Source organism: Mesoterricola sp. MK458 (assembly GCF_055384935.1).
The window spans coordinates 4,231,530-4,253,845 of sequence record NZ_AP045075.1 but is presented as its reverse complement, the minus strand read 5'-3'; the positions used below and the strand labels follow the sequence as shown (position 1 = coordinate 4,253,845).

The 22,316-nt window shown below is 69.5% G+C and carries 14 protein-coding genes; 6 read left to right on the top strand and 8 right to left on the bottom strand.

Annotation, left to right across the window (positions count from 1 at the left end):
* Nucleotides 1-79: 79 nt before the first annotated feature.
* The 5 genes from ACZ5LB_RS18630 to ACZ5LB_RS18610 form a co-directional block, all read right to left on the bottom strand.
* On the bottom strand, nucleotides 80-1,204 hold the full coding sequence (locus ACZ5LB_RS18630) for an acyl-CoA desaturase (protein ID WP_464603703.1): 1,125 nt from the start codon (nucleotides 1,202-1,204) through the stop codon (nucleotides 80-82).
* A 155-nt stretch (nucleotides 1,205-1,359) separates the two neighbouring features.
* Nucleotides 1,360-2,940 carry a sensor domain-containing diguanylate cyclase gene (locus tag ACZ5LB_RS18625; RefSeq protein ID WP_464603702.1) on the bottom strand — a complete coding sequence of 527 codons (1,581 nt, stop codon included), beginning with the start codon at nucleotides 2,938-2,940 and terminating at the stop codon, nucleotides 1,360-1,362.
* Nucleotides 2,941-3,036: 96 nt separating this feature from the next.
* Complete coding sequence (locus ACZ5LB_RS18620) at nucleotides 3,037-6,147, bottom strand: multidrug efflux RND transporter permease subunit (RefSeq protein ID WP_464603701.1); 3,111 nt, start codon at nucleotides 6,145-6,147, stop codon at nucleotides 3,037-3,039.
* Entirely contained in the window at nucleotides 6,144-9,245 is a 3,102-nt protein-coding gene (locus ACZ5LB_RS18615; RefSeq protein WP_464603700.1) for a multidrug efflux RND transporter permease subunit, read from the bottom strand. Before ACZ5LB_RS18615 ends, ACZ5LB_RS18620 begins: the two co-directional genes overlap by 4 nt.
* Complete coding sequence (locus ACZ5LB_RS18610; RefSeq protein ID WP_464603699.1) at nucleotides 9,242-10,429, bottom strand: MdtA/MuxA family multidrug efflux RND transporter periplasmic adaptor subunit; 1,188 nt, start codon at nucleotides 10,427-10,429, stop codon at nucleotides 9,242-9,244. The genes ACZ5LB_RS18615 and ACZ5LB_RS18610 overlap by 4 nt, the downstream gene beginning before the upstream one ends.
* A 256-nt stretch (nucleotides 10,430-10,685) precedes the next feature.
* On the opposite strand from ACZ5LB_RS18610, the gene ACZ5LB_RS18605 reads away from it, so the two are divergent.
* Entirely contained in the window at nucleotides 10,686-11,171 is a 486-nt protein-coding gene (locus ACZ5LB_RS18605; RefSeq protein WP_464603698.1) for a nuclear transport factor 2 family protein, read from the top strand.
* A 41-nt stretch (nucleotides 11,172-11,212) separates the two neighbouring features.
* Entirely contained in the window at nucleotides 11,213-12,751 is a 1,539-nt protein-coding gene (locus tag ACZ5LB_RS18600; protein WP_464603697.1) for a methyl-accepting chemotaxis protein, read from the top strand.
* A gap of 85 nt (nucleotides 12,752-12,836) precedes the next feature.
* Here ACZ5LB_RS18600 and ACZ5LB_RS18595 read toward each other — a convergent pair whose 3' ends face one another.
* The gene (locus tag ACZ5LB_RS18595; RefSeq protein ID WP_464603696.1) at nucleotides 12,837-13,946 is read right to left on the bottom strand and encodes a 6-phosphofructokinase; all 1,110 of its coding nucleotides are present in this window, start codon (nucleotides 13,944-13,946) and stop codon (nucleotides 12,837-12,839) included.
* Between the two features lie 77 nt (nucleotides 13,947-14,023).
* Here ACZ5LB_RS18595 and ACZ5LB_RS18590 point away from each other — a divergent pair, with 77 nt between their 5' ends.
* Nucleotides 14,024-15,214, top strand: coding sequence for an acyl-CoA dehydrogenase family protein (locus ACZ5LB_RS18590; RefSeq protein WP_464603695.1), 1,191 nt, complete (start codon nucleotides 14,024-14,026; stop codon nucleotides 15,212-15,214).
* On the opposite strand, the gene ACZ5LB_RS18585 is transcribed toward ACZ5LB_RS18590, so the two are convergent.
* Nucleotides 15,215-16,195, bottom strand: a complete 981-nt coding sequence (locus tag ACZ5LB_RS18585) for a hypothetical protein (protein ID WP_464603694.1) — start codon at nucleotides 16,193-16,195, stop codon at nucleotides 15,215-15,217. It abuts the gene before it with no gap.
* A gap of 33 nt (nucleotides 16,196-16,228) precedes the next feature.
* Nucleotides 16,229-16,720 carry a DUF4442 domain-containing protein gene (locus ACZ5LB_RS18580; protein ID WP_464603693.1) on the bottom strand — a complete coding sequence of 164 codons (492 nt, stop codon included), beginning with the start codon at nucleotides 16,718-16,720 and terminating at the stop codon, nucleotides 16,229-16,231.
* Nucleotides 16,721-16,777: 57 nt separating this feature from the next.
* Here ACZ5LB_RS18580 and ACZ5LB_RS18575 point away from each other — a divergent pair, with 57 nt between their 5' ends.
* From ACZ5LB_RS18575 to ACZ5LB_RS18565, 3 genes are all read left to right on the top strand, one after another.
* Nucleotides 16,778-18,898, top strand: a complete 2,121-nt coding sequence (locus ACZ5LB_RS18575; protein ID WP_464603692.1) for a TIM-barrel domain-containing protein — start codon at nucleotides 16,778-16,780, stop codon at nucleotides 18,896-18,898.
* Between the two features lie 245 nt (nucleotides 18,899-19,143).
* Entirely contained in the window at nucleotides 19,144-21,165 is a 2,022-nt protein-coding gene (aroF, locus tag ACZ5LB_RS18570; protein WP_464603691.1) for a 3-deoxy-7-phosphoheptulonate synthase, read from the top strand.
* Nucleotides 21,159-22,313, top strand: coding sequence for a pyridoxal phosphate-dependent aminotransferase (locus ACZ5LB_RS18565; protein ID WP_464603690.1), 1,155 nt, complete (start codon nucleotides 21,159-21,161; stop codon nucleotides 22,311-22,313). The genes aroF and ACZ5LB_RS18565 overlap by 7 nt, the downstream gene beginning before the upstream one ends.
* The last annotated feature ends 3 nt before the right edge of the window (nucleotides 22,314-22,316 follow it).

Sequence of the window (22,316 nt, the reverse complement as noted above, 5' to 3'; positions counted from 1 at the left end):
CCAAGACCCCATAAATCAATACTTGGTCAGGCGGTCACCCCGGAGCCCGTCCCATAAGCGGGACGGGGCCGTCCCATATTCAGGCGTAGACCCGCCGCCGAACCTCCTGCCGGGCCGTCCTCCATTCCCAGTAGGCCACGCGGACCTCCGCCCGGATCTGGATCATGGCGGCCTTCCATTCGGCCTTCCTCAGCACCCACGCCTCCCGCTTCTGGGCCTTGCGCTCGGACACGCGGGCTTCCCACCCCTCCACGTGCTCCTGCATGCGGGCCAGGGCCTGGTCCAGCCGGGTCCGGGCCGCCCTGAGACGGTCCGCGGCGGGGGTGGGGGTGGCGATGCCCGCCAGGAGGGTCTTCTCCTCCATGGCCAGGCGGGCCCGGCGGATCGCGGCGTCCGGCACCCGGCGCAGGCCCCGGGCCAGGCCCACCAGGGCCAGGGTCCAGATGAGCCACTTGGTGGGGTCGAACTGGTACCACTTAACGCCGTTGCGGTAGTCCCACTGGAACAGGTGGTGGTAGTTGTGGTACCCCTCGCCGTAGGTGAAGGGCGCCAGGAAGGCGTTGTCCCGGGCGGTGTTGGCGTCGGTGTAGGGCCGGGTGCCGAAGTAGTGGGCGGCGCTGTTGATGAAGAACGTGGTGTGGTGGGTGACGACGATGCGCAGCAGGACGCCGATGACGAGGTAGCCGAAGAGGTTGCCCCGCACCAGGCCCACCCCCGCCGGGATCAGCGCCACGAGGCCGCCGATGAGGAAATGGTACTTGTGCTGCCAGCGCACCAGGGGGTCCTTCTCCATGTCCGCGACGCCCTCGATGGGCGTGGTCTCGGCCTGCATGATCCAGAGCCAGTGGGCGTACCAGAAGCCCTTGGTGCTGTTGTACGGGTCCCGGTCATGGTCCACGTGGCGGTGGTGGATGCGATGGCTGCTGCACCACTGCAGGGCGGAATTCTGGAAGCTGGCCGCGGCCAGGCACAGGAGCACGAGGCGCACGGGCCAGGCGGCCTGGTAGGTGCGGTGGCTGTAGAGGCGGTGGTAGCCGGCGGTCACGCCCAGGCCGATGGCGAAGAACATGACGGTGAAGGCCACCCAGGGGCCCCAGTGGGTCAGGGAGTGCCGGAATTCCAGGGGCACCAGCACGAGGGCCAGCCCGAGGGTGCCCAGAAGAAAGGAGGTGTTAAGAAGATCCCAGCGTCGTTTATTAGGCACTTGAACTCCCGGCCTCCGGCTTTGGAGGTCACCCATCATCGTCCATATGGGTTGAATCCACAATATGGAGTTCTCTAGAACACCAAATATTAACGTTATACGAGCAGGCGAGTGGCATTGAGAACCGGGAGGATTATTGCCAACCCGTGGGTCCTCTAATCCGCCTGGGTCACCCGGTTCCGCCCGTTCGCCTTGCTGATATAGAGCGCCTCGTCCGCCCGGGAGATGAACCAGGCGGGGCTGGAGGCCTCCGTGGCCTGGGCCACCACGTAGCCCACGCTGATCGTCACCACCTCGGACACGGACGAGTCGGCATGGGGGATGCCCAGGGACTCCACGGCCTTGCGGAACATCTCGGCGGAAAAGGCGGCCTGCTCGGGGGTGGAGCCGGCGATGACCACGGCGAACTCCTCCCCGCCGTAACGCGCCGGAAGGTCGTCGGCGCGGCGGAAGACGTCCCGCATGACCCGGGCCACGGCCTTGAGGCACTCGTCGCCGGCCAGATGGCCGTAGCGGTCGTTGTACTTCTTGAAGAAGTCCACGTCCCCCAGGAGCAGGGCCACCCACCCTCCGGAGCGCCGGGCCCGGCGCACCTCGTTGTCCAGGGTCGAGTCGAAGCGGCGGCGGTTGGCCAGGCCCGTGAGGCCGTCCTGCAGGGCCATCTCCCGGAGCCGCGCGTTGGCGTCCTCCAGTTCCGCGGTGCGCTCCTCCACGCGCCGCTCCAGTTCCTGGTTGGCCCGGCGCAGGGCCTCGGCCTGCTCCAGGTTGCGGGCGTAGAGGCGCGCGTTGGTGATGGTGAGGGCGGCCCGGTCCGCCAGGCTCTGGAGGGTGGCCTCGTCCTCCATGGAGTAGGCCCGCGAGGAGCCCCCCTTGACCAGGGTGATGGTGCCGATGGTGCTGCCCTCGGTGCGCATGGGCGCCACCAGGAGGCTGTGGACCCGGAAGTGGTCGAGGTACGGGTGGAAGGCGGCCGGCAGGTGCTCCCGGATCTCGCCGGGCGTGGCGCGCTCCAGGCGCAGGCTCTGGCCCGTGCCCGCCACCTGCCCCGCCCCCAGCAGCGCACCGGGCCCCAGGACCCCCGCGGCCGTGGGGGCCAGGCCCTCCAGGGCCGGCAGGAGCGGGTCCCCGCCGATGTAGGGCTGGCTCACCACCTCGGTGTGGAGCAGGCCGTCGTCCCCCACCAGGTCGAGGATGCACAGGTCGCCCACGGAGGTGGACATGTGCTGGGCGATGAGCTTGAGCGCGGTCCCGTAGTCCGGGCCCACGCCGGCCAGGGCCAGGGACACGGCGTTCTGGGCCTCGGCCCGCTTGAGCCGGGCGGTGGCCTCCATCTCCAGGCGTTTGCGGGCCGTGATGTTGCTGGCGGTGACCAGGAGGCGGTCCACGCCCCCGATGCAGGCGCGGCGCATGTTCACTTCGAGCCACACCAGCTGGCCCGAGGGGTGGGGGCAGAGCCAGTCGAAGGTCTGGGGCTCGCCCTGGATGGCCTTCAGGGCCCAGTCGATGGCCACCTCGCGGGTGTAGGGCCAGATCCCCAGCCCGGTGTCGGCCAGCTCCGTGGCCAGGAGCCGCTGCTGGGAAAGGCCCAGGAACTCGCCGAAGCGCCGGTTCACGTCCAGGGTCGCGCCGGTGTCCAGGTCCTGGATCAGGATCCCGTCGTTCACGGACTCGTAGATGGCCTGGAAGCGCTGCTCGCTCAGATAGAGCTCGCCGGGGTCGGAGGACGCCCCGGTCATCCCGCGTTCCGGGAAAGGCAGCTCACCACCGTCCACATACGACCCATCAGGAGTTCCCAGGAATGATCCTCATCATGCCCTTATCCGATGGGGTTTTCAACTTTCCAGGGCGGCAACCCCCCGGAGGCGCCCCAGGAACCGGTTCTTGGCCGCCACGAACCACCGGCTGAACCGGGCCATGTAGATGTAGATGACCGGGGTGGTGTAGATGGTGAGGATCTGGCTGACCAGGAGCCCGCCCACGATGGCGATGCCCAGGGGCCTGCGCAGCTCGGAGCCCGCGCCCCGGCCCAGGGCCAGGGGCAGGCCCCCCAGGAGGGCGGCCATGGTCGTCATGGTGATGGGCCGGAAGCGCAGGAGGCAGGCCTGGAAGATGGCCTCCTCGGTGGTGAGGCCCTCCTTGCGCTCGGCCTCGATGGCGAAGTCGATCATCAGGATGGCGTTCTTCTTCACGATGCCGATGAGCAGGATGATGCCGATGAACGCGATGAAGCTCAGCTCCGTGCCGCAGATGATCAGGGCCACCAGGGCGCCCACGCCCGCCGACGGCAGGGTGGAGAGGATGGTCAGCGGGTGGATCAGGCTCTCGTAGAGGATGCCCAGGACGAGGTACACCGCGAGGAACGCGGCCAGCACCAGGATGGGCTCGTTGGCCAGCGAGGCCTTGAAGGCCTGGGCCGTGCCCATGAAGCTTCCACGGATGGTGGCCGGAAGCCGGATCTGCTCCTGGGCCTTCTCGATGGCATTGACGGCGTCCCCGATGGCGACGCCCGGAGCCAGGTTGAAGGTGATGGTCACCGACGGCAGCTGCCCCTGGTGCGCCACCGCCAGCAGGGTGGTCTCCCGCTGGAACTTGGCGAAGGCCGACAGGGGAACCAGGGCGCCGGTGGTGGAGCGCACCCGGATCTTGTCCAGGGAATCGGGGTTCTGCCAGTGCTCGGGGGCGACCTCCAGCACCACATGGTACTGGATGAGGTCGGTGAACATGGTCGACACCGGCCGCTGCCCGAAGGCGTCGTAGAGGGTGTTGTCGATCATCCGGGAGGTCACGCCCAGCCGGGCCGCGGTGGGCCGGTCCACCACCACGCTGGCCTGGAGGCCCTGGTTCTGCTGGTCGGTGTTCACGTCCACCAGTTCCTTGATGCCCCGCATCTTCTCGAAGACCCGGGGCGCCCACTGGAACAGCTCCCGGGACTCGTCCCCCTGGAGGGTGTACTGGAACTGGGCGTTGCCGCCCCGGCCTCCGATGCGGATATCCTGCACCGGCTGAAGGTAGAGCGTGGCGCCGGCGACCTTCGACAGCTTGCCCCGGAGGCGGGCGATGATCTGGTCCGCGGTGACGTCGCGTTCGTTCATGGGCTTGAGGGCCACGAAGACCCGGCCCGTGTTGGTGGTGCCCCCGCCACCCACGGAGCCCGTTACGACGCTCACCGCCGGGTCCGCCCTGACGATGTTGACGAACTCCCGCAACCGGCCCTTCATGGCCTGGAACGAGATGGACTGGTCGGCCTGGATGGCGCCCCGGATGCGTCCGGTGTCCTGCTGGGGAAAGAAGCCCTTGGGCACGAAGATGTAGAGCAGCGCCGTGGCCATGGCGGTGGCCACGGCGGTCATGAAGGTCATCCGCTTGTGGCGCAGGGCCCAGGCCAGGCTGCGTTCGTAGCCGCCCAGCACCGCCTTGAACCACCGTTCGGTAGCCTGGAAGAGCCGGCCGTGGCGGGCCTCTGAGGCCGGCCGCAGGAGCCGCGCGCACATCATGGGCGTGGTGGTGAGCGACACCAGCATGGACATGAGGATGGCCACCGACAGGGTGACGGCGAACTCCCGGAAGAGCCTGCCCACGATGCCGCCCATGAGGAGGATGGGGATGAACACGGCGCACAGCGAGATGCTGATGGACAGGACGGTGAACCCGATCTCCCGGGCCCCCTCCATGGCAGCATCGTAGGGGGACAGGCCCCCCTCCAGATGGCGGGTGATGTTCTCCACCACCACGATGGCGTCGTCCACCACGAAGCCCGTGGCCACCGTCAGCGCCATGAGCGAGAGGTTGTCCACGCTGTAGCCCAGCAGGTACATGACCCCGAAGGTGCCCACCAGGGACACGGGGACGGCCACGCTGGGGATGAGCGTCGAGCGCCAGTCGCGCAGGAAGATGAAGACCACCAGGATCACCAGTCCCACGGAGATCATGAGGGTCCGCTCCACGTCCTTGACCGAGGCCCGGATGGTCTGGGTGGCGTCCAGCACCTCCTCGAAAGCCACCGAGGGCGGCAGGGAGGCCTTGAGCTGGGGCTCCAGGGCGCGCACCGCGTCCACGGTCTCGATGATGTTGGCCTCGGGCTGGCGGAAGACCGCCATGGTCACCGAAGGCTTGCCGTTGGTGAGGCCGTCGTTGCGCAGGTCCTCCACGGAATCCGTGACCCGGGCCACGTCCCGCACCCGCAGCGCGGCGCCCCCGGCGAAGGAGATGACGAGATCGGCGTAGTCCTTGGCCTTGAGCAGCTGGTCCGTGGTGTTGATGATGAACGTCCTGTCCCCGTCCACCAGGGACCCCTTGGGCTGGTTGACGTTGGCCTGCTGGAGCACCTGGCGCACGTCCTCCAGGCTCAGACCCCGGGCGTGGAGCGCGTCGGGGTCCACCTCCACCCGCACCGCGGGCAGGGCGCCGCCCCACACGAAGACCTGGCCCACCCCGGGCACCTGGGACAAGCGCTGCTGCAGGACCTTGGAGGCGATGTCGTACATGTTCTGCCGCGGCACGATGTCCGAGGTGAGCGAAAGGAGCATCACCGGGGCGTCGGCGGGGTTGACCTTGCGGTAGCGGGGGTTGTTGGGAAGGTTGGCGGGCAGCTGGCCCCGGGCGGCGTTGATGGCGGACTGCACGTCCCGGGCCGCCGCGTCGATGTTCCGGTTCAGGTCGAACTGGATGGTGATGCTGGTGGAACCCAGGGAACTGGTGGAGGTCATCTCCGTGATGCCGGCGATGCGTCCGAACTGCCGCTCCAGGGGCGTGGCCACCGAGGAGGCCATGGTCTCCGGGCTGGCTCCGGGCAGGCCCGCCGACACCTGGATCGTGGGGAACTCCACCTGCGGCAGCGGGGACACCGGCAGGAACCGGAACGCGAGGCTCCCGGCCAGGGCCACCGCGATGGTCAACAAGGAGGTGGCGATGGGCCGCCGGATGAACGGGGCGGAAATGCTCATCGGGCCTCGGCCGGTACGCCGGCCTTGCGCATGCTCTTGAGCCTGCGCGCGATGCGGTCGAAGGCCAGGTAGATGACCGGGGTGGTGTAGAGGGTCAGCACCTGGCTGAAGATGAGGCCGCCGATGATGGAGATGCCCAGGGGCCGCCGGAGCTCGGCGCCCACGCCCGTGCCCATGGCCAGGGGGACCGCGCCCAGGAGCGCGGCCATGGTGGTCATCATGATGGGCCGGAACCGCAGGAGGCAGGCCTGGTAGATGGCCTCCTCGGGAGGCAGGCCCTCCTTGCGCTCGGCGTCGATGGCGAAGTCGATCATCAGGATGGCGTTCTTCTTCACGATGCCGATGAGCAGGATGATGCCGATGAGCGCGATCACGCTGAAGTCGGTGCGGCAGATCATGAGGGACAGCAGGGCCCCCACGCCCGCCGACGGCAGGGTGGAGAGGATGGTCACGGGGTGGATGTAGCTCTCGTACAGGACGCCCAGCAGGATGTACATGGTCACCAGGGCGGCCAGGATGAGGAAGGGGGTGTTCACCAGCGAGGCCCGGAAGGCCTGGGCGGTGCCCTTGAACTCGGACTGGAGGCTTCCCGGCATGTCCATGGCCGCCCGGACCTTCTCGATCTCGCGCACCGCGTCGCCGATGGAGGCGCCCCGGGCCAGGTTGAAGGACACGGTGGCCGCGGGGAACTGGCCCTGGTGGTTGATGGACAGGGGGGCGAAGGCGTTCTCCACGCGGGTGATGGAGGTGATGGGCACGGCCCCCCCGGTGTTGGACTTGAGGTAGATGTTGTCCAGGGCGTGGGGGCCCTCGCGGAAGCCATCCTTGGTCTCGAGCACGACCCGGGTCTGGTTCAGCTCGGTGAAGATGGTCGAGATCTGGCGCTGGCCGAAGGCGTCGTAGAGCGCGTCGTCCAGCATCTTCGGGGTGATGCCCAGGCGCGCCGCCGAGGCCCGGTCGATGACGAGACGAGTCTGGAGGCCGTTGTCCTGGAGGTCGCTGGCCACGTCCCGGAGGATGGGGATCTTGGAGATCTCCTCCACGAACCGCGGCACCCAGGTTCCCAGGACCTTGGGGTCGGGGTCTTCCATCGAGTACTGGTACTGGGTGCGGCTCACCCGGTCTTCCACCGTCAGGTCCTGCACCGGCTGCATGTAGAGCTTGATGCCGTCGATGCGTTCCAGTTCGGGCTTGATGCGCCGGATGACGTCGCTGGCGCTGAGCCGGCGCTCCTCCAGGGGCTTGAGGTTGATCTGGACCCGGCCGGAATTGAGGGTGGAGTTGGTGCCGTCGACACCGATGAAGGACGAGAGGCTTTCCACCGCCGGGTCCTGGAGGATCACTTCGGCCAGTTCCTGCTGCTTGCGGGCCATGGCCAGGAAGGAGACCGTCTGGGGGGCCTCGGACATGCCCAGGATCACGCCCGTGTCCTGCACGGGGAAGAAGCCCTTGGGGATCCAGACGTAAAGCAGCACCGTGAACCCCAGGGTGCCCACCGCCACCCACAGGGTGGCCGTCTGGCGCTTGAGGACCCAGGTCAGGGTGCGCCCGTAGAACGCGATGACCGCCTTGAAGACCCGTTCGGAGGACTGGTAGAACCGGCCCTTCTCGTGCTCGCGCTGGTTGCGAAGGAGACGGGCGCACAACATGGGGGTCAGCGTCAGGGACACCACGGCCGAGACGATGATCGTCACGGCCAGCGTCACGGCGAACTCCCGGAAGAGCCGGCCCACGATGTCACCCATGAAGAGGAGCGGGATGAGCACCGCGATGAGGGAGACCGTCAGGCTCACGATGGTGAATCCGATCTGTTCGGACCCGCGCAGGGCCGCCTCCATGGGCGGCACCCCCTCCTCGATGTACCGCATGATGTTCTCGATCATGACGATGGCGTCGTCCACCACGAAGCCGGTGGAGATGGTCAGGGCCATGAGGGTCAGGTTGTTCAGGCTGTATCCCAGGACGTACATCACCGCGAAGGTGCCCACCAGGGACAGCGGCACGGCGAAACTGGGGATGATCGTGGCCGCGAAGGTCCTCAGGAAGAGGAAGATCACCAGGATCACCAGGGCGATGGTGAGCATCAGCTCGAACTCCACATCCTCCACCGAAGCCCGGATGGTGGTGGTGCGGTCGGTGAGGATCTGCATCTTCACCGCGGCGGGGATCGACGCCTGGAGCTGGGGAAGCAGCGCCTTGATGCGGTCCACCACCGCGATGATGTTGGCACCGGGCTGGCGCTGGATGTTGAGGATCACCGCCGGCGTCCGGTTCATCCACGCCGCGAGCTTGGTGTTCTCGGCGCCGTCCACCACGGTGGCGACATCCTGCAGGGTGATGGGGTTGCCGTTCTTGTAGGCGATGACCAGGGGCTTGTAATGGGCCGAGCTGAGCAGCTGGTCGTTGGCGCCGATGGCGTACGACTGCATCTTCCCGTCGAAGGCGCCCTTGGCCTGGTTGACGTTGGCCGCGCCCACGGCGGCGCGGATGTCGGCCAGGGAAAGTCCGTACGAGGCCAGGGCCACGGGGTTGACCTGCACGCGCACGGCGGGCTTCTGGCCGCCGCTGATGCTCACCAGGCCCACCCCGGGAAGCTGGCTGATCTTCTGGGCCAGCCGCGTGTCGGCGAACTCCTCCACCTTGGGCAGGGGCAGGGTCTCCGAGGTGAGGGCCAGAGTGAGGATGGGGGCGTCGGCGGGGTTCGTCTTGGAATAGATGGGCGGATTGGGGAGGTCACTGGGGAGGTAGGTGCCCGCGGCGTTCACCGCCGCCTGGACCTGCTGCTCGGCCACGTCGATGTTGAGGTCCAGCGCGAACTGGAGGGTGACCAGGGAGCTGCCCTCGGACGAACTGGAGGTCATCTGGTTCAGGCCGGGGAGCTGCCCGAACTGCCGCTCCAGGGGCGCGGTGATGGCCGTGGCCACCACGTCGGGACTGGCGCCGGGGTAGAAGGTCTGCACCTGGATGGTGGGGTAGTCCACCTGGGGCAGGGCCGAGACCGGCAGCTGCTTGAAGCCCAGGAAGCCCACCAGCATGATCCCGGCCATGAGCAGGGAGGTGGCGATGGGCCGGAGGATGAACGGCCTGGATGGATTCATTTGGCGGCCTTGGGGGCGCCCTGCCCTTCCTCGAGGACCTTGCTGCCGGGCCGGAGCTTGTCGAGGCCGCTGACCACCACCTTCTCGCCGGGCTTGAGGCCCGCGCGCAGGGCGGTGACGTCGCCCTCGGTGGCCTGGGGCTCCACGGGCCGCAGCTCCACGGTGCCGTCAGGCTTGATGACGTAGACGAAGGTTCCGTTGGGGCTCCGCTGGACCGCGGCCGCGGGGATCATGAGGACGCCGCGCAGGGTGTCCACCAGGAGCCGGGCGTTGACGAACTGGTTGGGGAAGAGCGCGCCGTCCTTGTTGGCGAACTGGGCCTTGATGCGCACGGTGCCGGTGGTGGCGTCCACCTGGTTGTCCACCGCCAGGAGGGTCCCGGTGGCCAGCTTGCGGCTCATGTCGCGGTCGTAGACCTCCACCACCGGGGTCTTCCCGCCGCTGCTGCTGTCCAGCACGCTGCGGATGTTGTCGGCGGGGACCGAAAAGAGCACGTTGATGGGGGACACGGGCGTGAGGGTGACCAGGCCCGCGGCGTCCGAGGCCTTGACGGTGTTGCCCGTGTCCACGAGGCGCAGGCCCACCTTCCCCGAGACCGGCGCCGTGATGCGGCTGTAGGTCAGGTTCAGCCGGGCGCTCTCCACCGAACCGGTGTCGGCCTTCACGGCCGCCTCGCACTGGTCGACCAGGGCGCTCTGGGTGTCCAGCTGTTGCCGGGAAACGATCTTCTGGTCGAAGAGGGACTGGATGCGGGTCAGGTCCATGCGCGCGTTGCGCAGCACGGCCTGGTCCTTGGCCATCTGCCCTTCAGCCTGGAGCAGCTGCACCTGGAAGGGCCGGGGGTCGATGGTGACCAGGAGATCGCCCGCGGCCACCATCTGGCCTTCCCGGAAGTGGATCTTCATGATCTGGCCATCCACGCGGGTACGCACCGTCACCGCGTCCGTGGGCACCACGGTGCCCAGCCCCGAAAGGTTGACGGGCATGTCCCCGGTGCGGGCCACCCCCGAGGCCACGGGCACAGGCCGCTGGGGAGGCGCCGCCTTGGCGCCGCCCGACATGGCCTTCACCGCCACGATCCCCGCGATGGCGGCCACGACGGCCAGGCCCACCCACACCTTCCACGGCCTGCGGGAACTGCCGGCTTCAAGAGACGGATTGATGACCGATTCGTTTGCGTCCATGGGGTGCCAAAACCTGTAGAAAATGCCGACGGATCAACCCACCGGACGGGAGTTCGGGATACACATCGTTATCAGAGGTATTCTACCAAAACCATGATGAATGGGTCGTTTATTCCGGCGCCACCGGGCGCCCTCTCACCTTGGACCACGCGATAAGCCAAGCGTTTACGTTGAAATGGCACCACGGGCAATGAACCCTGCGTCATTCTAGCCCCGTCCGGTTCCTTTCCCCACTCCCCGCGCCTTCGAGGTACCGATGGTCCTTCCCGCCCTCCTCCTGGTCCCCGCCCTCGTGGCCTCCCCCACCCCGGAGGCCGCCGTGGCCGCCGTCCTGGACGACTGGCACCTGGCCGCCGCCCAGGCCGATGAGGCCCGCTACTTCGGCCACATGGCGGAGGAGGCCGTATTCCTGGGCACGGACGCCACCGAGCGCTGGCCCAAGCCCGCCTTCCGCGCCTTCGCCCACCCCTTCTTCGCCCGGGGCAAGGCCTGGTCCTTCCGGGCGACGCGACGCACCATCACCTTCGCCGGGCGGGGCGCCGTGGCCTACTTCGAGGAGGACCTGGAAACCCCGAACCTGGGACCCTGCCGCGGCACCGGCGTCCTTGAAACAAGGGATGGCGCCTGGAAACTGTTGCAGTACAACCTTTCTGTCCCCATTCCCAATCCCCTGATGGACGAGGTCAAGGAACGCATCCGGAAGCACCTGGCCAACCGGCAAATGGATTTAAAAATTCAATAAAGCTGACATACTCTCCCTACTCAATCCTAGGCGAGGGGACCATGAAGTCCGCGAAGGCTGTCACCATCCAGCAGAAGATGGTCCGTTTCACCAGCTTCCTTGCAGCAGGCCTGGCTCTCAGCGCCTGCCTCCTTGCCGGCATCCTCTTCCGGCGGATCCAGACCAACGCCATGTGGTCCAAGGGCGGGAATCTCGTCACGATCCTCGGCCCCGCGGTGGCTCCCAGCCTCCAGAGCGACGAGATGGGGACCACGGTCCGGGCCACGGAAAGTTTCCTGGAACAGATCAAGGGGGACCCGGACGTCAGCCTCGCCTGCATCGTGAACCTCGAGGAGGGCAAGGCGGTGGTGGCCCACCAGGTGGTGGACGAGAAGGCCAGGATCGACGCGGCCGCCCTGGCCCAGCCCCTGGCCGCCAAGGGCGACCGGCAATTCTCCCGGGACGGGTACCTCGTGGTGGCCGGGCCGGTGGTGTATTCCGGGTACGCCTCCAAGGGCACGTTCCTCCTCATCGCCATGAACCGGGACCGGCTCCAGCGGGAGATCGGGAAGAGCCTGGCCTGGATGGGTGGCCTGGGGATCCTCCTGGTGCTGGGCGGAAGAGCCGCCGCCCTCTACCTGGGCAGGACCATCACCGGACCCCTGGCGGCCATCGGACACCGGATGAACGACATCGCCCAGGGCGAAGGGGACCTCACCGTGCGCCTGGAGGTGTCCGGCCAGGACGAGATCGCCGCCCTGTCGGCCAACTTCAACCTCTTCGTCGGCAAGATCCACTCCACCGTCCAGCAGGTGGCGGTCATCTCCGACCGCATGGCCTCCGGCACCCTCGAGATGTCCTCGGGGATGTCGGAAATGGCCTCCACCGCCGAATCCATCGCCAAGGGCGCCGACAACCAGAAGGTGAGCGTGGAGCAGGCCAACCTCAAGGTCGGCACCATCGCCAAGGCCTCCAAGGTCGTCTTCGGCAACGTCACCGACGCCCTCGAGGTCTTCGACCGGGCCCAGGCCGCGGCCGAGGGCGGCGGCGCGGAAGTGGAGGAGGCGGTCAGGGCCATGCGGGCCATTCAGGACGACTCCAGCCAGATCGGCAACATCATCACCGTCATCACCGAAATCGCCAACCAGACCAACCTCCTTTCCCTGAACGCCGCCATCGAGGCCGCCAAAGCCGGCGAGCAAGGGAGAGGTTTCGCGGTCGTGGCGGACGAGGTGCGCAAACTGGCCGAGCGCAGCGCCCAGGCCGCCAAGGAAATCACCACCCTCATCCACCGCTCCACCCAAGGCATCGAAGCGGGCAGCGGTCAGGTCAACGCCGCAGGCGCCTCCCTGAAGACCATCCTGGAATCCATCCGCGCCAGCAGCGCCCGGCTGGATGCCATCGGCAACCAGAGCCGCACCCAGAGCCAGGACAGCCAGGAGGTGGTGGCGGCCATGGGAGCGCTCACGGACATCGCGGAACTGAACGCGGCCGCGATGGAGGAAATGGCCGCGACGCTCCGGGAGACGACGCGGACGGTGGGGGATCTGAGCGCGGCTGCGGAAAAGCTCAACGCGCTCACCACCAGCTTCAGGATTTGAGGACCGGGGGTCCTGGTTCAGGGGCGATACAAGGGGAGGATCAGGAGCTTTCCCGGTTTTTCACGCCCGACAGGACCTGCGGGCGTCAATCCCCCATGCAGATCCCCAGGTCCCGGGCCGTCTGAAGGGTGTCGGCGTCCAGGGGCACGCCCTTCATGCGGCCGGCCACTTCGGCGAGGGGCACGTAGTTCACGCCGTTCACGGCCAGGGCCACCATGATTCCGCTGTGGCCCTCGTCCAGGGCGCGCACGGCGGCGGCGCCGAAGCGCAGGGCCGCGAGGCGGTCGAAGGAGGTGGGGCTTCCGCCGCGCAGGAGGTGGCCCAGGACCACGCTGCGGGAGTCCTTGCCGGTGCGCTCCTGCAGGGCCTTGCACACCTGGTCGCCCATGCCGCCCAGGCGCTCGGCGTGGCCGGTTTCCGCGGCGGCGGCGACGAGGCGGGCACCGTCCCGGGGGGCGGCGCCCTCGGCGACCATGACGAGGGAGTACATGCGGTTGTGGAAGTCCCGGGTGCGGATGGCCTCCACCACCTTGTCCAGGTCGAAGGGGATCTCGGGGATGAGGATGGCGTGGGCGCTGCCGGAAATGCCCGCGTGGAGCGCGATCCAGCCGGCATAGCGGCCCATGACCTCCACGACCATCACGCGCTGGTGGCTCTCGGCGGTGCTGTGGAGGCGGTCCAGGCACTCGGTGGCGAAGGCCACCGCGGAGTCGAAGCCGAAGGTGGTGAAGGTCTTGTCCAGGTCGTTGTCGATGGTCTTGGGCACGCCCACCACGCGCAGGCCTTTTTCGGCCAGGGCGTTGGCGATGGTCAGGGACCCGTCGCCGCCCACCGAGATCAGGGCGTCCAGCTCGCGCTTGGCGAAGAACTCCAGGATCTCGTCGGTGCGGTCCACCTCGCGCACGGTGCCGTCGGGCATCTTCAGGGGGAAGTGGCAGGGGTTGCCCTTGTTGGTGGTGCCCAGGATCGTGCCGCCCAGGTGGGTGATGCCGCGGACCCGGTCCCGGGTGAGGCGGAAGACCCCGCCGTCGGCGTAGCGTTCGGGGAAGAAGATCCCGTTGAACCCCTCCCGGATGCCGTAGACCTCCCAGCCCCGGCGCTGGGCGGCGATGGTGGCGGCTCGGATGACGGCGTTCAGGCCGGGGGCGTCGCCGCCTCCGGTGCAGATGGCCACGCGGCGAATGGAGCTTTTCATGGGGTTCTCGCGGCAGGGAAAGGGTTGGGAGGAAGCCCCTCCATTGTGGCACCATCAGGCGGTGACGGAGGGAATCCATGTCCGGTGCCTACGCGAATTTCACCCACATGACCGACTACATGGCCCTGGAGGGCCTGCTGACGGACGAGGAGCGCATGGTGCGCGAAACCGCCCGGGAGTTCGTGAACCGGGAGGTGCTGCCCATCATCGAGCGGCATGCCCAGGACATGACCTTCCCCGCCCACCTGGTTCCCAGGATGGGCGAGCTGGGCTTCTTCGGGGCCACCCTGCCCGAGAAGTACGGCTGCGCCGGCCTGTCCCAGACGGCCTATGGGCTCCTCATGTACGAACTGGAGCGGGGGGATTCCGGCCTGCGCTCGTTCGCATCGGTGCAGGGCTCCCTGGTCATGTGGCCCATCCACGCCTTCGGCAGCGAGGCCCAGAAGGACCGCTGGCTCCCCCTCCTGGCCTCGGGCGCGAAGATCGGATGCTTCGGCCTCACCGAGCCCGACTTCGGCTCCAACCCGGGCGGAATGCTCACCCGGGCCGAGCGCATCCCCGGCGGCCGCTGGCGCATCAACGGCACCAAGATGTGGATCACCAACGGCACCGTGGCCGACGTGGCCGTGGTGTGGGCCCGCACCGACGAGGGCATCCGCGGCTTCCTGGTGGAAAAGGGCACCCGGGGCTTCTCGGCTCCCGAAACCAAGGGCAAGTGGAGCCTGCGCGCCTCGGTCACGTCCGAACTGGTGCTCGAGGACGTGGAGGTGGACGAGGAGGCCAGCCTCCTCCCCCTGGCCCGGGGCCTCAAGGCGCCGCTGTCCTGCCTCACCCAGGCCCGTTACGGGATCGCCTGGGGCGCCCTGGGCGCCGCGGACGCCTGCTACCAGTGCGCCCTGGACTACGCCGGGAGCCGCGTGCAGTTCGACCGGCCCATCGCGGCCACCCAGCTGCAGCAGGAAAAGCTGGCGTGGATGGTCACCGAGCTCACCAAGGGCCAGCTCCTGGTGCTGCACCTGGCCCGCCTCAAGGAACAGGGGACGTACACCCCCGCCCAGGTCTCCATGGCGAAGATGAACAACGTGAACGCCGCGCTGGAGATCTGCCGCAAGGCCCGCACGGTCCTGGGCGCCAACGGCATCCTCGACGAGTTCCCGGTGATGCGCCACATGGCGAACCTGGAAAGCGTCTACACCTACGAAGGCACCCATGACATGCACACCCTCATCATCGGCGAGGAGGTGACGGGGATCGCCGCCTACAGGTAATCACGGCACGCACACCGACCCGCTCTTGAGGCCGGCCACGGCGATGTCCGTTCCGTCGTCCAGGATGAGCAGGGCCTGGCCGCCCTCCATGCGCACGTCCACGATCATGTGGTTGAGGTACCGGGCGAAGGGATCCCGGTGCCACACCACGCCCGCGGGCCAGGCCCGGCGGTAGGCGTCCACCACCGGGTCCACCCGGGCCAGCACCGACTTCAGGGCCTCCTGGAAGGCCGGCTCGAAGCCGGGGGGAACCTCCCGGCCCAGGCCCGCGGCCCACAGGAAGGCCTCGGGGCGGAGGGTGCCGCGGTAGTCCCGGCCGTCCTCGGTCCACTCGCCGCCCAGGGCCCAGGGACTCATCTTCAGGCCGCCCGTGGCCACCACCGTGGCCTTGGACAGGGTCACGCGCCGGCTCCGGGAGGCGCCCAGGTGCAGGTAGACGCCCAGGAGGGGCTCATCCACCCCCGTGCCCACGAAGTCCTCCCGGCGGGAGGGATCGTCGTGGAAGACCACGGCCCGCAGGGGCAGCCCCTCCAAACAGGCGGCCACCTGCCGGGAGGGGGCGTCATTCCGGCCGAAGAGGCCGGTGACGGCCGACTCCCAGGCCGCCTGCACCGTGGCCAGGCAAACGACCCCCTCGGGGAGGCCCAGGTCGTTGAGCGGCAAGGGGTTCTCGCGCCAGTCCCGGGCGAGGACGGGAACGACCTGGCGGAAAAGGATGAGGGCCGGGTCCACGTCCCAGTGCGCCTCGGGCTCGTAGCCCAGTTCGCGGCACAGCTTGAACCAGGCGCCGGAGGGCGAGGCCTGGCCCAGCTCGAAGACGGCGTTGCCGTCCAGGAAGACCCGCAGGTCCGGGGTGGCGGGGGCGAATTGCAGGAGCAGCTCGTGGTCGCCCAGGGTGGCCAGGGCCGTCTCCAGGTACGGCTCGTCCACGGAATCCAGGACGGTGAGGGGCTCGCGAAGGATCCAGGCGCCCTTGGGCATGGGAGACCTCCATGGGGACCCCCCAATATAGGGCTACAGCACGGCCTTTCCCGTTTTTTTCAGGCTGAGTTCCAGGGTGAATTCCGCCACGGTTTCCAGCCCGGAAGGTGCCGGAACCGCGGCGCGCACCCGCACGGGCGCGGTCTGCCGCTCGCCGGTGGCCAGGACCTTCTCCACCAGCTCGCCGATGAGGGCGCCGTCCTCGCAGATGAAGCGCACGTCCGCCTCGGGCCGCTTGAGGAACCGCGCCTCGAAGGACTTGAACACCAGCGTGAGCCCGGCCTTCCGCGCCCGGATCCGCTCCACCGCCAGCAACCCCCCGGCGCAGTCCGCGCCGATGGCCATGGCTCCGAAATACATGGTGCCCAGGTGGTTCCGCGTCCAGCGCCGCAGGGGCACCCGCACGACGCAGCGCTCGGCGTCCAGCGCCTCGATGACCGGGCGCACCGAGGCCAGGAGCGGAATGCGGGCCCAGCCCAGGAGGCGCAGGGCGAAGGTGCGGCGGAGCAGCGCGAGGGTGGTCATGGCCCAGCATAGGGCTTCCGGAACCTCCGTCCAGTTCCGGCCATCCCTGGCAGCACGATGAAAGCCAGCCGCCGCTTCCCCATCCTCATCGACCTGCTCCTCGCCCACTTCCGCACCCACGGCAACCTCTCCGTGGGCGCCTGCGGCGAGCTGGCCCCGGGGGCGGCCCTCTTCCTGCCCGAGGGGCTCGAGCCTGAGTCCCTGCCCCCCTCCCCGAGCTTCACCCGGCCCCTTGCCATCACCGGCCCCCTGCCCCCGGACTGGGGCCCCTGGCCCCGCTTCGGCATCGCCATGGGCCGCTTCCGGGCGGCCATCCCCCTGGACCCGGGCACGGACCTCTACGGCACCGGGGAGGTGGCCGGGCCCCTCCGGCGCAACGGGAAGACCGTCATCCTCTGGAACAGCGGCTACCCGGGCTACATCAAGGACGAAGGCCGGCGCCTCTACCAGAGCCATCCCTGGGTGCTGGCGGTGCGCCCCGACGGATCGGCCTTCGGGGTCATCTTCGACACCAGCTGGAAGGCGGAGCTGGAGTGCGGGGCCGAGATCGTCTGCACCAGCCAGGGCCCGGCCCTGCCCGTGGTCATCCTCCGGGGCGGCACCCCCGCGGACGTGCTGCGGTCCCTGGGCGACCTCACCGGGCGCATGGAGCTGCCGCCCCGGTGGGCCCTGGGCTACCACCAGTCCCGCTACTCCTACGTGCCCGAAGCGCGCGTGCGCGAAGTGGCCCGGGAGTTCCGGGACCGGCGGATCCCCTGCGACGCCCTGTGGCTGGACATCGACTACATGGACGGGTTCCGCGTCTTCACCTTCGACCCCCAGGGTTTCCCGGATCCGGCTCGGCTCTCGGCCGACCTGCGGGAGATGGGCTTCCGGCTGGTGGCGACCATCAACCCGGGGGTGCGCGCCGAGCCCGGCTATTCCGTGTTCGACTCGGGCACCCGGGCCCGGGTCTGGGTCACCACGCAGGCCGGACGCGTGTTCCGGGGCAAGGTGTGGGCCAGCTCCTGCGTGTTCCCGGACTTCACCTCCCCCCGGGTGCGGGCGTGGTGGGCGGACCTGCACCCCCCCCTGCTGGAAGCCGGCGTGGCGGGCCTCTGGAACGACATGAACGAGCCCTCCATCTTCGACGGCCCCGACCTGACCCTGCCCGAGACCGCACGCCACGCGGGCGGAGGCGGGCTCTGGCCGGGCTCCCACCTGCAGTACCACAACCTCTACGGCATGCTCATGGTGCGCGCCACCCGGGAAGGGCTCCTGGGAGCCCGCCCGGACCGGCGCCCCTTCATCCTCACCCGCTCGAACTTCCTGGGGGGCCAGCGCTACGCGGCCACATGGACCGGGGACAACTATTCCACCGAAGGCGACTACAGGCTGGCCACGCCCATGAGCCTGACCCTGGGCCTGTCGGGCCAGCCCTTCAACGGCCCGGACCTGGGGGGCTTCGTGGGGGATCCCACCTCGTCCCTGTGGGCGCGGTGGGTGGGCACCGGCGCCTTCTTCCCCTTCTGCCGGGGCCATTCGGACAAGGGCACCCGCAGGAAGGAGCCCTGGGCCTTCGGGCCGGGGGTGGAGCGCACCGCGCGCATCGCCCTGCTGCGGCGCTACCGGCTCCTGCCCTACCTCTACACCTGCTTCCAGGAAGCCGCCGCCACGGGCCTGCCCGTCATGCGGCCCCTGTTCCTTGCCGACCCCGCCAACCCCGACCTGCGCGCGGAGGAGCGCTGCTTCATGGTGGGCGGCGACCTCCTGGTGGTGCCGCCCGGGGCCCGGGGCGCGCCGCGGCCCCGGGGCCCCTGGCATCCCCTTTCCCTGGTGGAGGGGGACCTGGAGGACCGCCACCAGGCGCGGCTGTATGCCCGGGGCGGCAGCATCCTCCCCCTGGGGCCCGAGGCCATGAGCACCGCCGAGGCGCCGGAGGGGGCCACCACCCTCCTGGTGGCACCCGGCCCCGACGGCCGCGCCCAGGGCCGCCTCTACCACGACGCGGGCGACGGCTTCGCCTACCGCAACGGGGACTTCCGCCTCGTCACCTACCAGGCCGACCTGCGCGGAGACATTGTGGATCTCAAGATCCTCAGCACCCAGGGCCGGCGCCCCAGGCCGGCCTCAAACCTCGCCATCGAACGCCTGTTGCCCACCGGCGCCCGGGCGTTCTGCTGGGAGGGCCCCTTTTGAACCCTTGGCAAGGCGCCCGATCCATGATCCAATCCATCCCCAAGAGCAGGACCATGACCGCCCATTCCGCGACCTTCACCTTTACCCCCGCCGCCCGCCGTTATTATTACGGCGGCGGCGGAGGACTGGTCGAGGCATGGAGCCCTAGCAGATAGAAGCTCCCGCACCCTTTCGAACCCGTCCCCCATGGCCTGGCGGACGGGTTTTTTCGTTGCCGGGAAGGGTGGACACCCCAGGAGAACCCCATGGACCCCAAGCTTGAGACCCTCGGCGCCGCCCGAAGGGAGATCGACGAGACCGACCGCGAACTCATCCGCCTCCTGGCGCGCCGCTTCGACGCGGTGCGCCTGGTGGCCGGCGCCAAGGCCGAGGGCGGGGAGCTGCCCGTCATGGACAACGACCGGGAGCGCGACGTGCTTTCGGCCTGGATCCGGGACGCCGAGGACCTGGGCCTCTCCGCCCCCTTCGCCCGCAGGATCCTCAAGGAGATCCTCAGCCACTCCCGGCGTCTCCAGGAGCCCCTGGTGGAGGGCGGCGCCGCCCGCGCCCGCAAGGTGAAGGTGGGGTACCAGGGCGTGCCGGGCTCCTACAGTTCCGCGGCGGCGGCCCACCTCATGGCCACCCGCAGCGCCCAGGGCAGCGAGCTCATCGGGCACCCCATGTTCCTGGACGTGGTGGAGGCCCTGCAGTGCGGGGCCATCGACTACGGCTTCCTGCCCATCGAGAACAGCATCGGCGGCTCCATCGCGGACGTGAACCGGCTGCTCATCGACAACCTCCTCCACATCGTGGACGAGGAGGTGTGGGACGTGGACCACGTGCTGGCCGCCAAGCCGGGCACGGCCCTGGAGGAGATCCGCGTGGTGCGCAGCCACCCCGCCGCCCTCACCCAGTGCGAGGGCTTCCTGCGGGCCATGGACGACGTCGCCCGCCAGCCCTGGTTCGACACCGCGGGCGCCGCCGAATCGCTCCTGGAGGAGGGCGCCCGGAACGTGGGGGCCATCTGCTCGGAGGAAGCCGCCCGGGCCCGGGGCCTGGACGTCCTGGCCACCCGCATCGCCGACCAGGAGCACAACGAGACCCGGTTCCTGCTGCTGTCCCGGGCGCCCGAGGTGCCTGACCCGCGGGTGCCCGGCAAGACCTCCCTCGTCTTCCGCCTGAACCACCACGAGGGCACGCTCGCCAAGGCCCTGGGGATCTTCGCGGAGGCGGGGGCGAACCTCACCCGCATCGAGAGCCGGCCCCTGCCCGACACGCCGTGGGAGTACCTCTTCTTCGTGGACGTGGAGGGGCACCAGGAGGCCCCCGCCCTGGCGGGGGCCCTGAAGGAGCTGCGGGGCGCCTGCAACCACCTGAGGATCCTGGGCACCTACCCCCGGCGCACCCGCGGCCAGGAGGCCCACCTGGACGCCGGGGCCGTGGGGGCCGCGCCCGCGCCCGTCCTCTCCTGCGAGGCGCCTCCGGTGCCCGCCCCCGCCGCCGGTCCCGTCCGCGCCACCTTCAAGATCGGCAACGTCCCCATCGGCGAGGGGCACTTCGTGCTCATGGCCGGCCCCTGCGCCGTGGAGAGCCGCCAGCAGATCCTGGACGGCGCCCGCATGGTGCGCGCCGCGGGCGCGACCATCCTCCGGGGCGGCGCCTTCAAGCCCCGCACCTCGCCCTACGCCTTCCAGGGCCTGGGCCTCGAGGGGCTGCGCTACCTTGAGGAGGCCGGCCGGGAGTGCGAGATGCCCATCGTCACCGAGATCCTCACCATCGAGGACATCCTCCCGGTCTCCAGCAAGGCCGACATGCTCCAGGTGGGCGCCCGCAACATGCACAACTTCGCCCTGCTCAAGGAGCTGGGCAAGCTGGACAAGCCCATCCTCCTCAAGCGCGGCATGAGCGCCACGGTGAAGGAGCTGCTCCTGGCCGCCGAGTACATCCTCCACGGCGGCAACCAGCGGGTGGTGCTCTGCGAGCGGGGCATCCGCACCTTCGAGACCGCCACCCGGGCCACCCTGGACGTCGCCGCGGTGCCCGTCCTGAAGCGCCTCACCCACCTGCCCGTCATCGTGGACCCGTCCCACGCCGCCGGCGTGCGCGACCTCGTGGTGCCCCTGGCCCTGGCCGCCGCCGCCGCGGGCGCCGACGGACTGATCGTGGAGGCCCACCCCAACCCCGCCGAGGCCCTCTGCGACAAGGACCAGGCCCTCACCCGCGAGGACATGGCCGCGCTGCAGGCCGCCCTTCGCCCCATCGTCAGCGCCCAGGGGAAGAAATGGTGACCCTCAACGCCCGCGCCGGCGCCGCCGGCCTTTCCCCCACCATGGCCGGGGCTTCCGCCCCCTGCCTCCACCCCGATCCCGTGGACCTCACGGTGGGCGAGCCCGAAGGCCTGCCCCCCGCGGCCGTGCGCGAAGCCGCGGCCCGGGCGGCGCTGGAGGGGCACACCCGCTACGGCCCAGCCCAGGGCCTTCCCGTGCTGCGGGAGCTCATGGCCGCGGACCTGACCCGGCGGGACGGGGTGCCCCGCACCGCAGAGGGCATCCTCGTCACCGCCGGGGGGAAGCCCGCCATCCTCGACGCCCTCCGGTGCATCCTGGAGCCCGGGGACGAGGTGCTGATCTTCGCCCCCTACTGGCCCACCTTCCGGGACCAGGTCACCTGGGCCGGAGGCTCCCCGATCATCGTGCCGCCGGGGCCGGACCTCCTGCCCGCGGAGGGCGCCCTGGACCGGGCGCTGGGCCCGCGCACCCGGGCCGTCATCCTCAACCAGCCCTCCAACCCCACCGGGCGGGTTTGGGACCTCCCGCGCCTCCACGACCTGGCCGACGTCCTCCTGGAGCGGGACCTCTGGCTGGTGCTGGACCAGGTGTACGGCACCCTCACCCTGGACGGCCCCGAACTGCCCTTCCTGCGCGCCTGCCCCGACCTGGCCGACCGCACCCTCCTGGTGGAGAGCTTCTCCAAGCGCTTCGCCATGACCGGCTACCGCCTGGGCGCCGCCGCCGGGCCCCTGTCCCTCATCCGCGCCATGACGAGCCTGGGCTCCACCAGCGTCACCCACCCCAGCATGATCAGCCAGCACGCCGGCATCGCCGCGCTGGGCCTGGACGGCGCCTACGAGCGGGAGATGGCCGCGGGCCTGCGGATCCGCAGGGACCGGCTCCAGGGAGGCCTGAACGCCATCCGAGGCATCCGCTGCGGCCGCCCCGAGGGGGCGATCTACCTCTTCCCCCACGTGGGCGATTGGATGGAGGCCCATGGCGTCGCCTCGGACGCGGAGCTGGCCGCGCGCCTCCGGAACGAGGCCGGCGTGAAGGTGCTCCCGGGGTCCGCCTTCGGCGCTCCTGGCCACCTGCGCATCTCCATCGCGGCGTCCCTGGAGGCGCTGGACAGGGCGATGGAGCGGATGCGGGGCTTCTTCGGGTAGGGC

Coding starts and splice junctions, on each gene's coding strand:
- ACZ5LB_RS18625 (WP_464603702.1), bottom strand. CDS start 2,940: ATGACCGGGGCGTCCTCCGACCCCGGCGAGCTCTATCTGAGCGAGCAG.
- ACZ5LB_RS18620 (WP_464603701.1), bottom strand. CDS start 6,147: ATGAGCATTTCCGCCCCGTTCATCCGGCGGCCCATCGCCACCTCCTTG.
- ACZ5LB_RS18615 (WP_464603700.1), bottom strand. CDS start 9,245: ATGAATCCATCCAGGCCGTTCATCCTCCGGCCCATCGCCACCTCCCTG.
- ACZ5LB_RS18610 (WP_464603699.1), bottom strand. CDS start 10,429: ATGGACGCAAACGAATCGGTCATCAATCCGTCTCTTGAAGCCGGCAGT.
- ACZ5LB_RS18605 (WP_464603698.1), top strand. CDS start 10,686: ATGGTCCTTCCCGCCCTCCTCCTGGTCCCCGCCCTCGTGGCCTCCCCC.
- ACZ5LB_RS18600 (WP_464603697.1), top strand. CDS start 11,213: ATGAAGTCCGCGAAGGCTGTCACCATCCAGCAGAAGATGGTCCGTTTC.
- ACZ5LB_RS18595 (WP_464603696.1), bottom strand. CDS start 13,946: ATGAAAAGCTCCATTCGCCGCGTGGCCATCTGCACCGGAGGCGGCGAC.
- ACZ5LB_RS18590 (WP_464603695.1), top strand. CDS start 14,024: ATGTCCGGTGCCTACGCGAATTTCACCCACATGACCGACTACATGGCC.
- ACZ5LB_RS18585 (WP_464603694.1), bottom strand. CDS start 16,195: ATGCCCAAGGGCGCCTGGATCCTTCGCGAGCCCCTCACCGTCCTGGAT.
- ACZ5LB_RS18580 (WP_464603693.1), bottom strand. CDS start 16,720: ATGACCACCCTCGCGCTGCTCCGCCGCACCTTCGCCCTGCGCCTCCTG.
- ACZ5LB_RS18575 (WP_464603692.1), top strand. CDS start 16,778: ATGAAAGCCAGCCGCCGCTTCCCCATCCTCATCGACCTGCTCCTCGCC.
- aroF (WP_464603691.1), top strand. CDS start 19,144: ATGGACCCCAAGCTTGAGACCCTCGGCGCCGCCCGAAGGGAGATCGAC.
- ACZ5LB_RS18565 (WP_464603690.1), top strand. CDS start 21,159: ATGGTGACCCTCAACGCCCGCGCCGGCGCCGCCGGCCTTTCCCCCACC.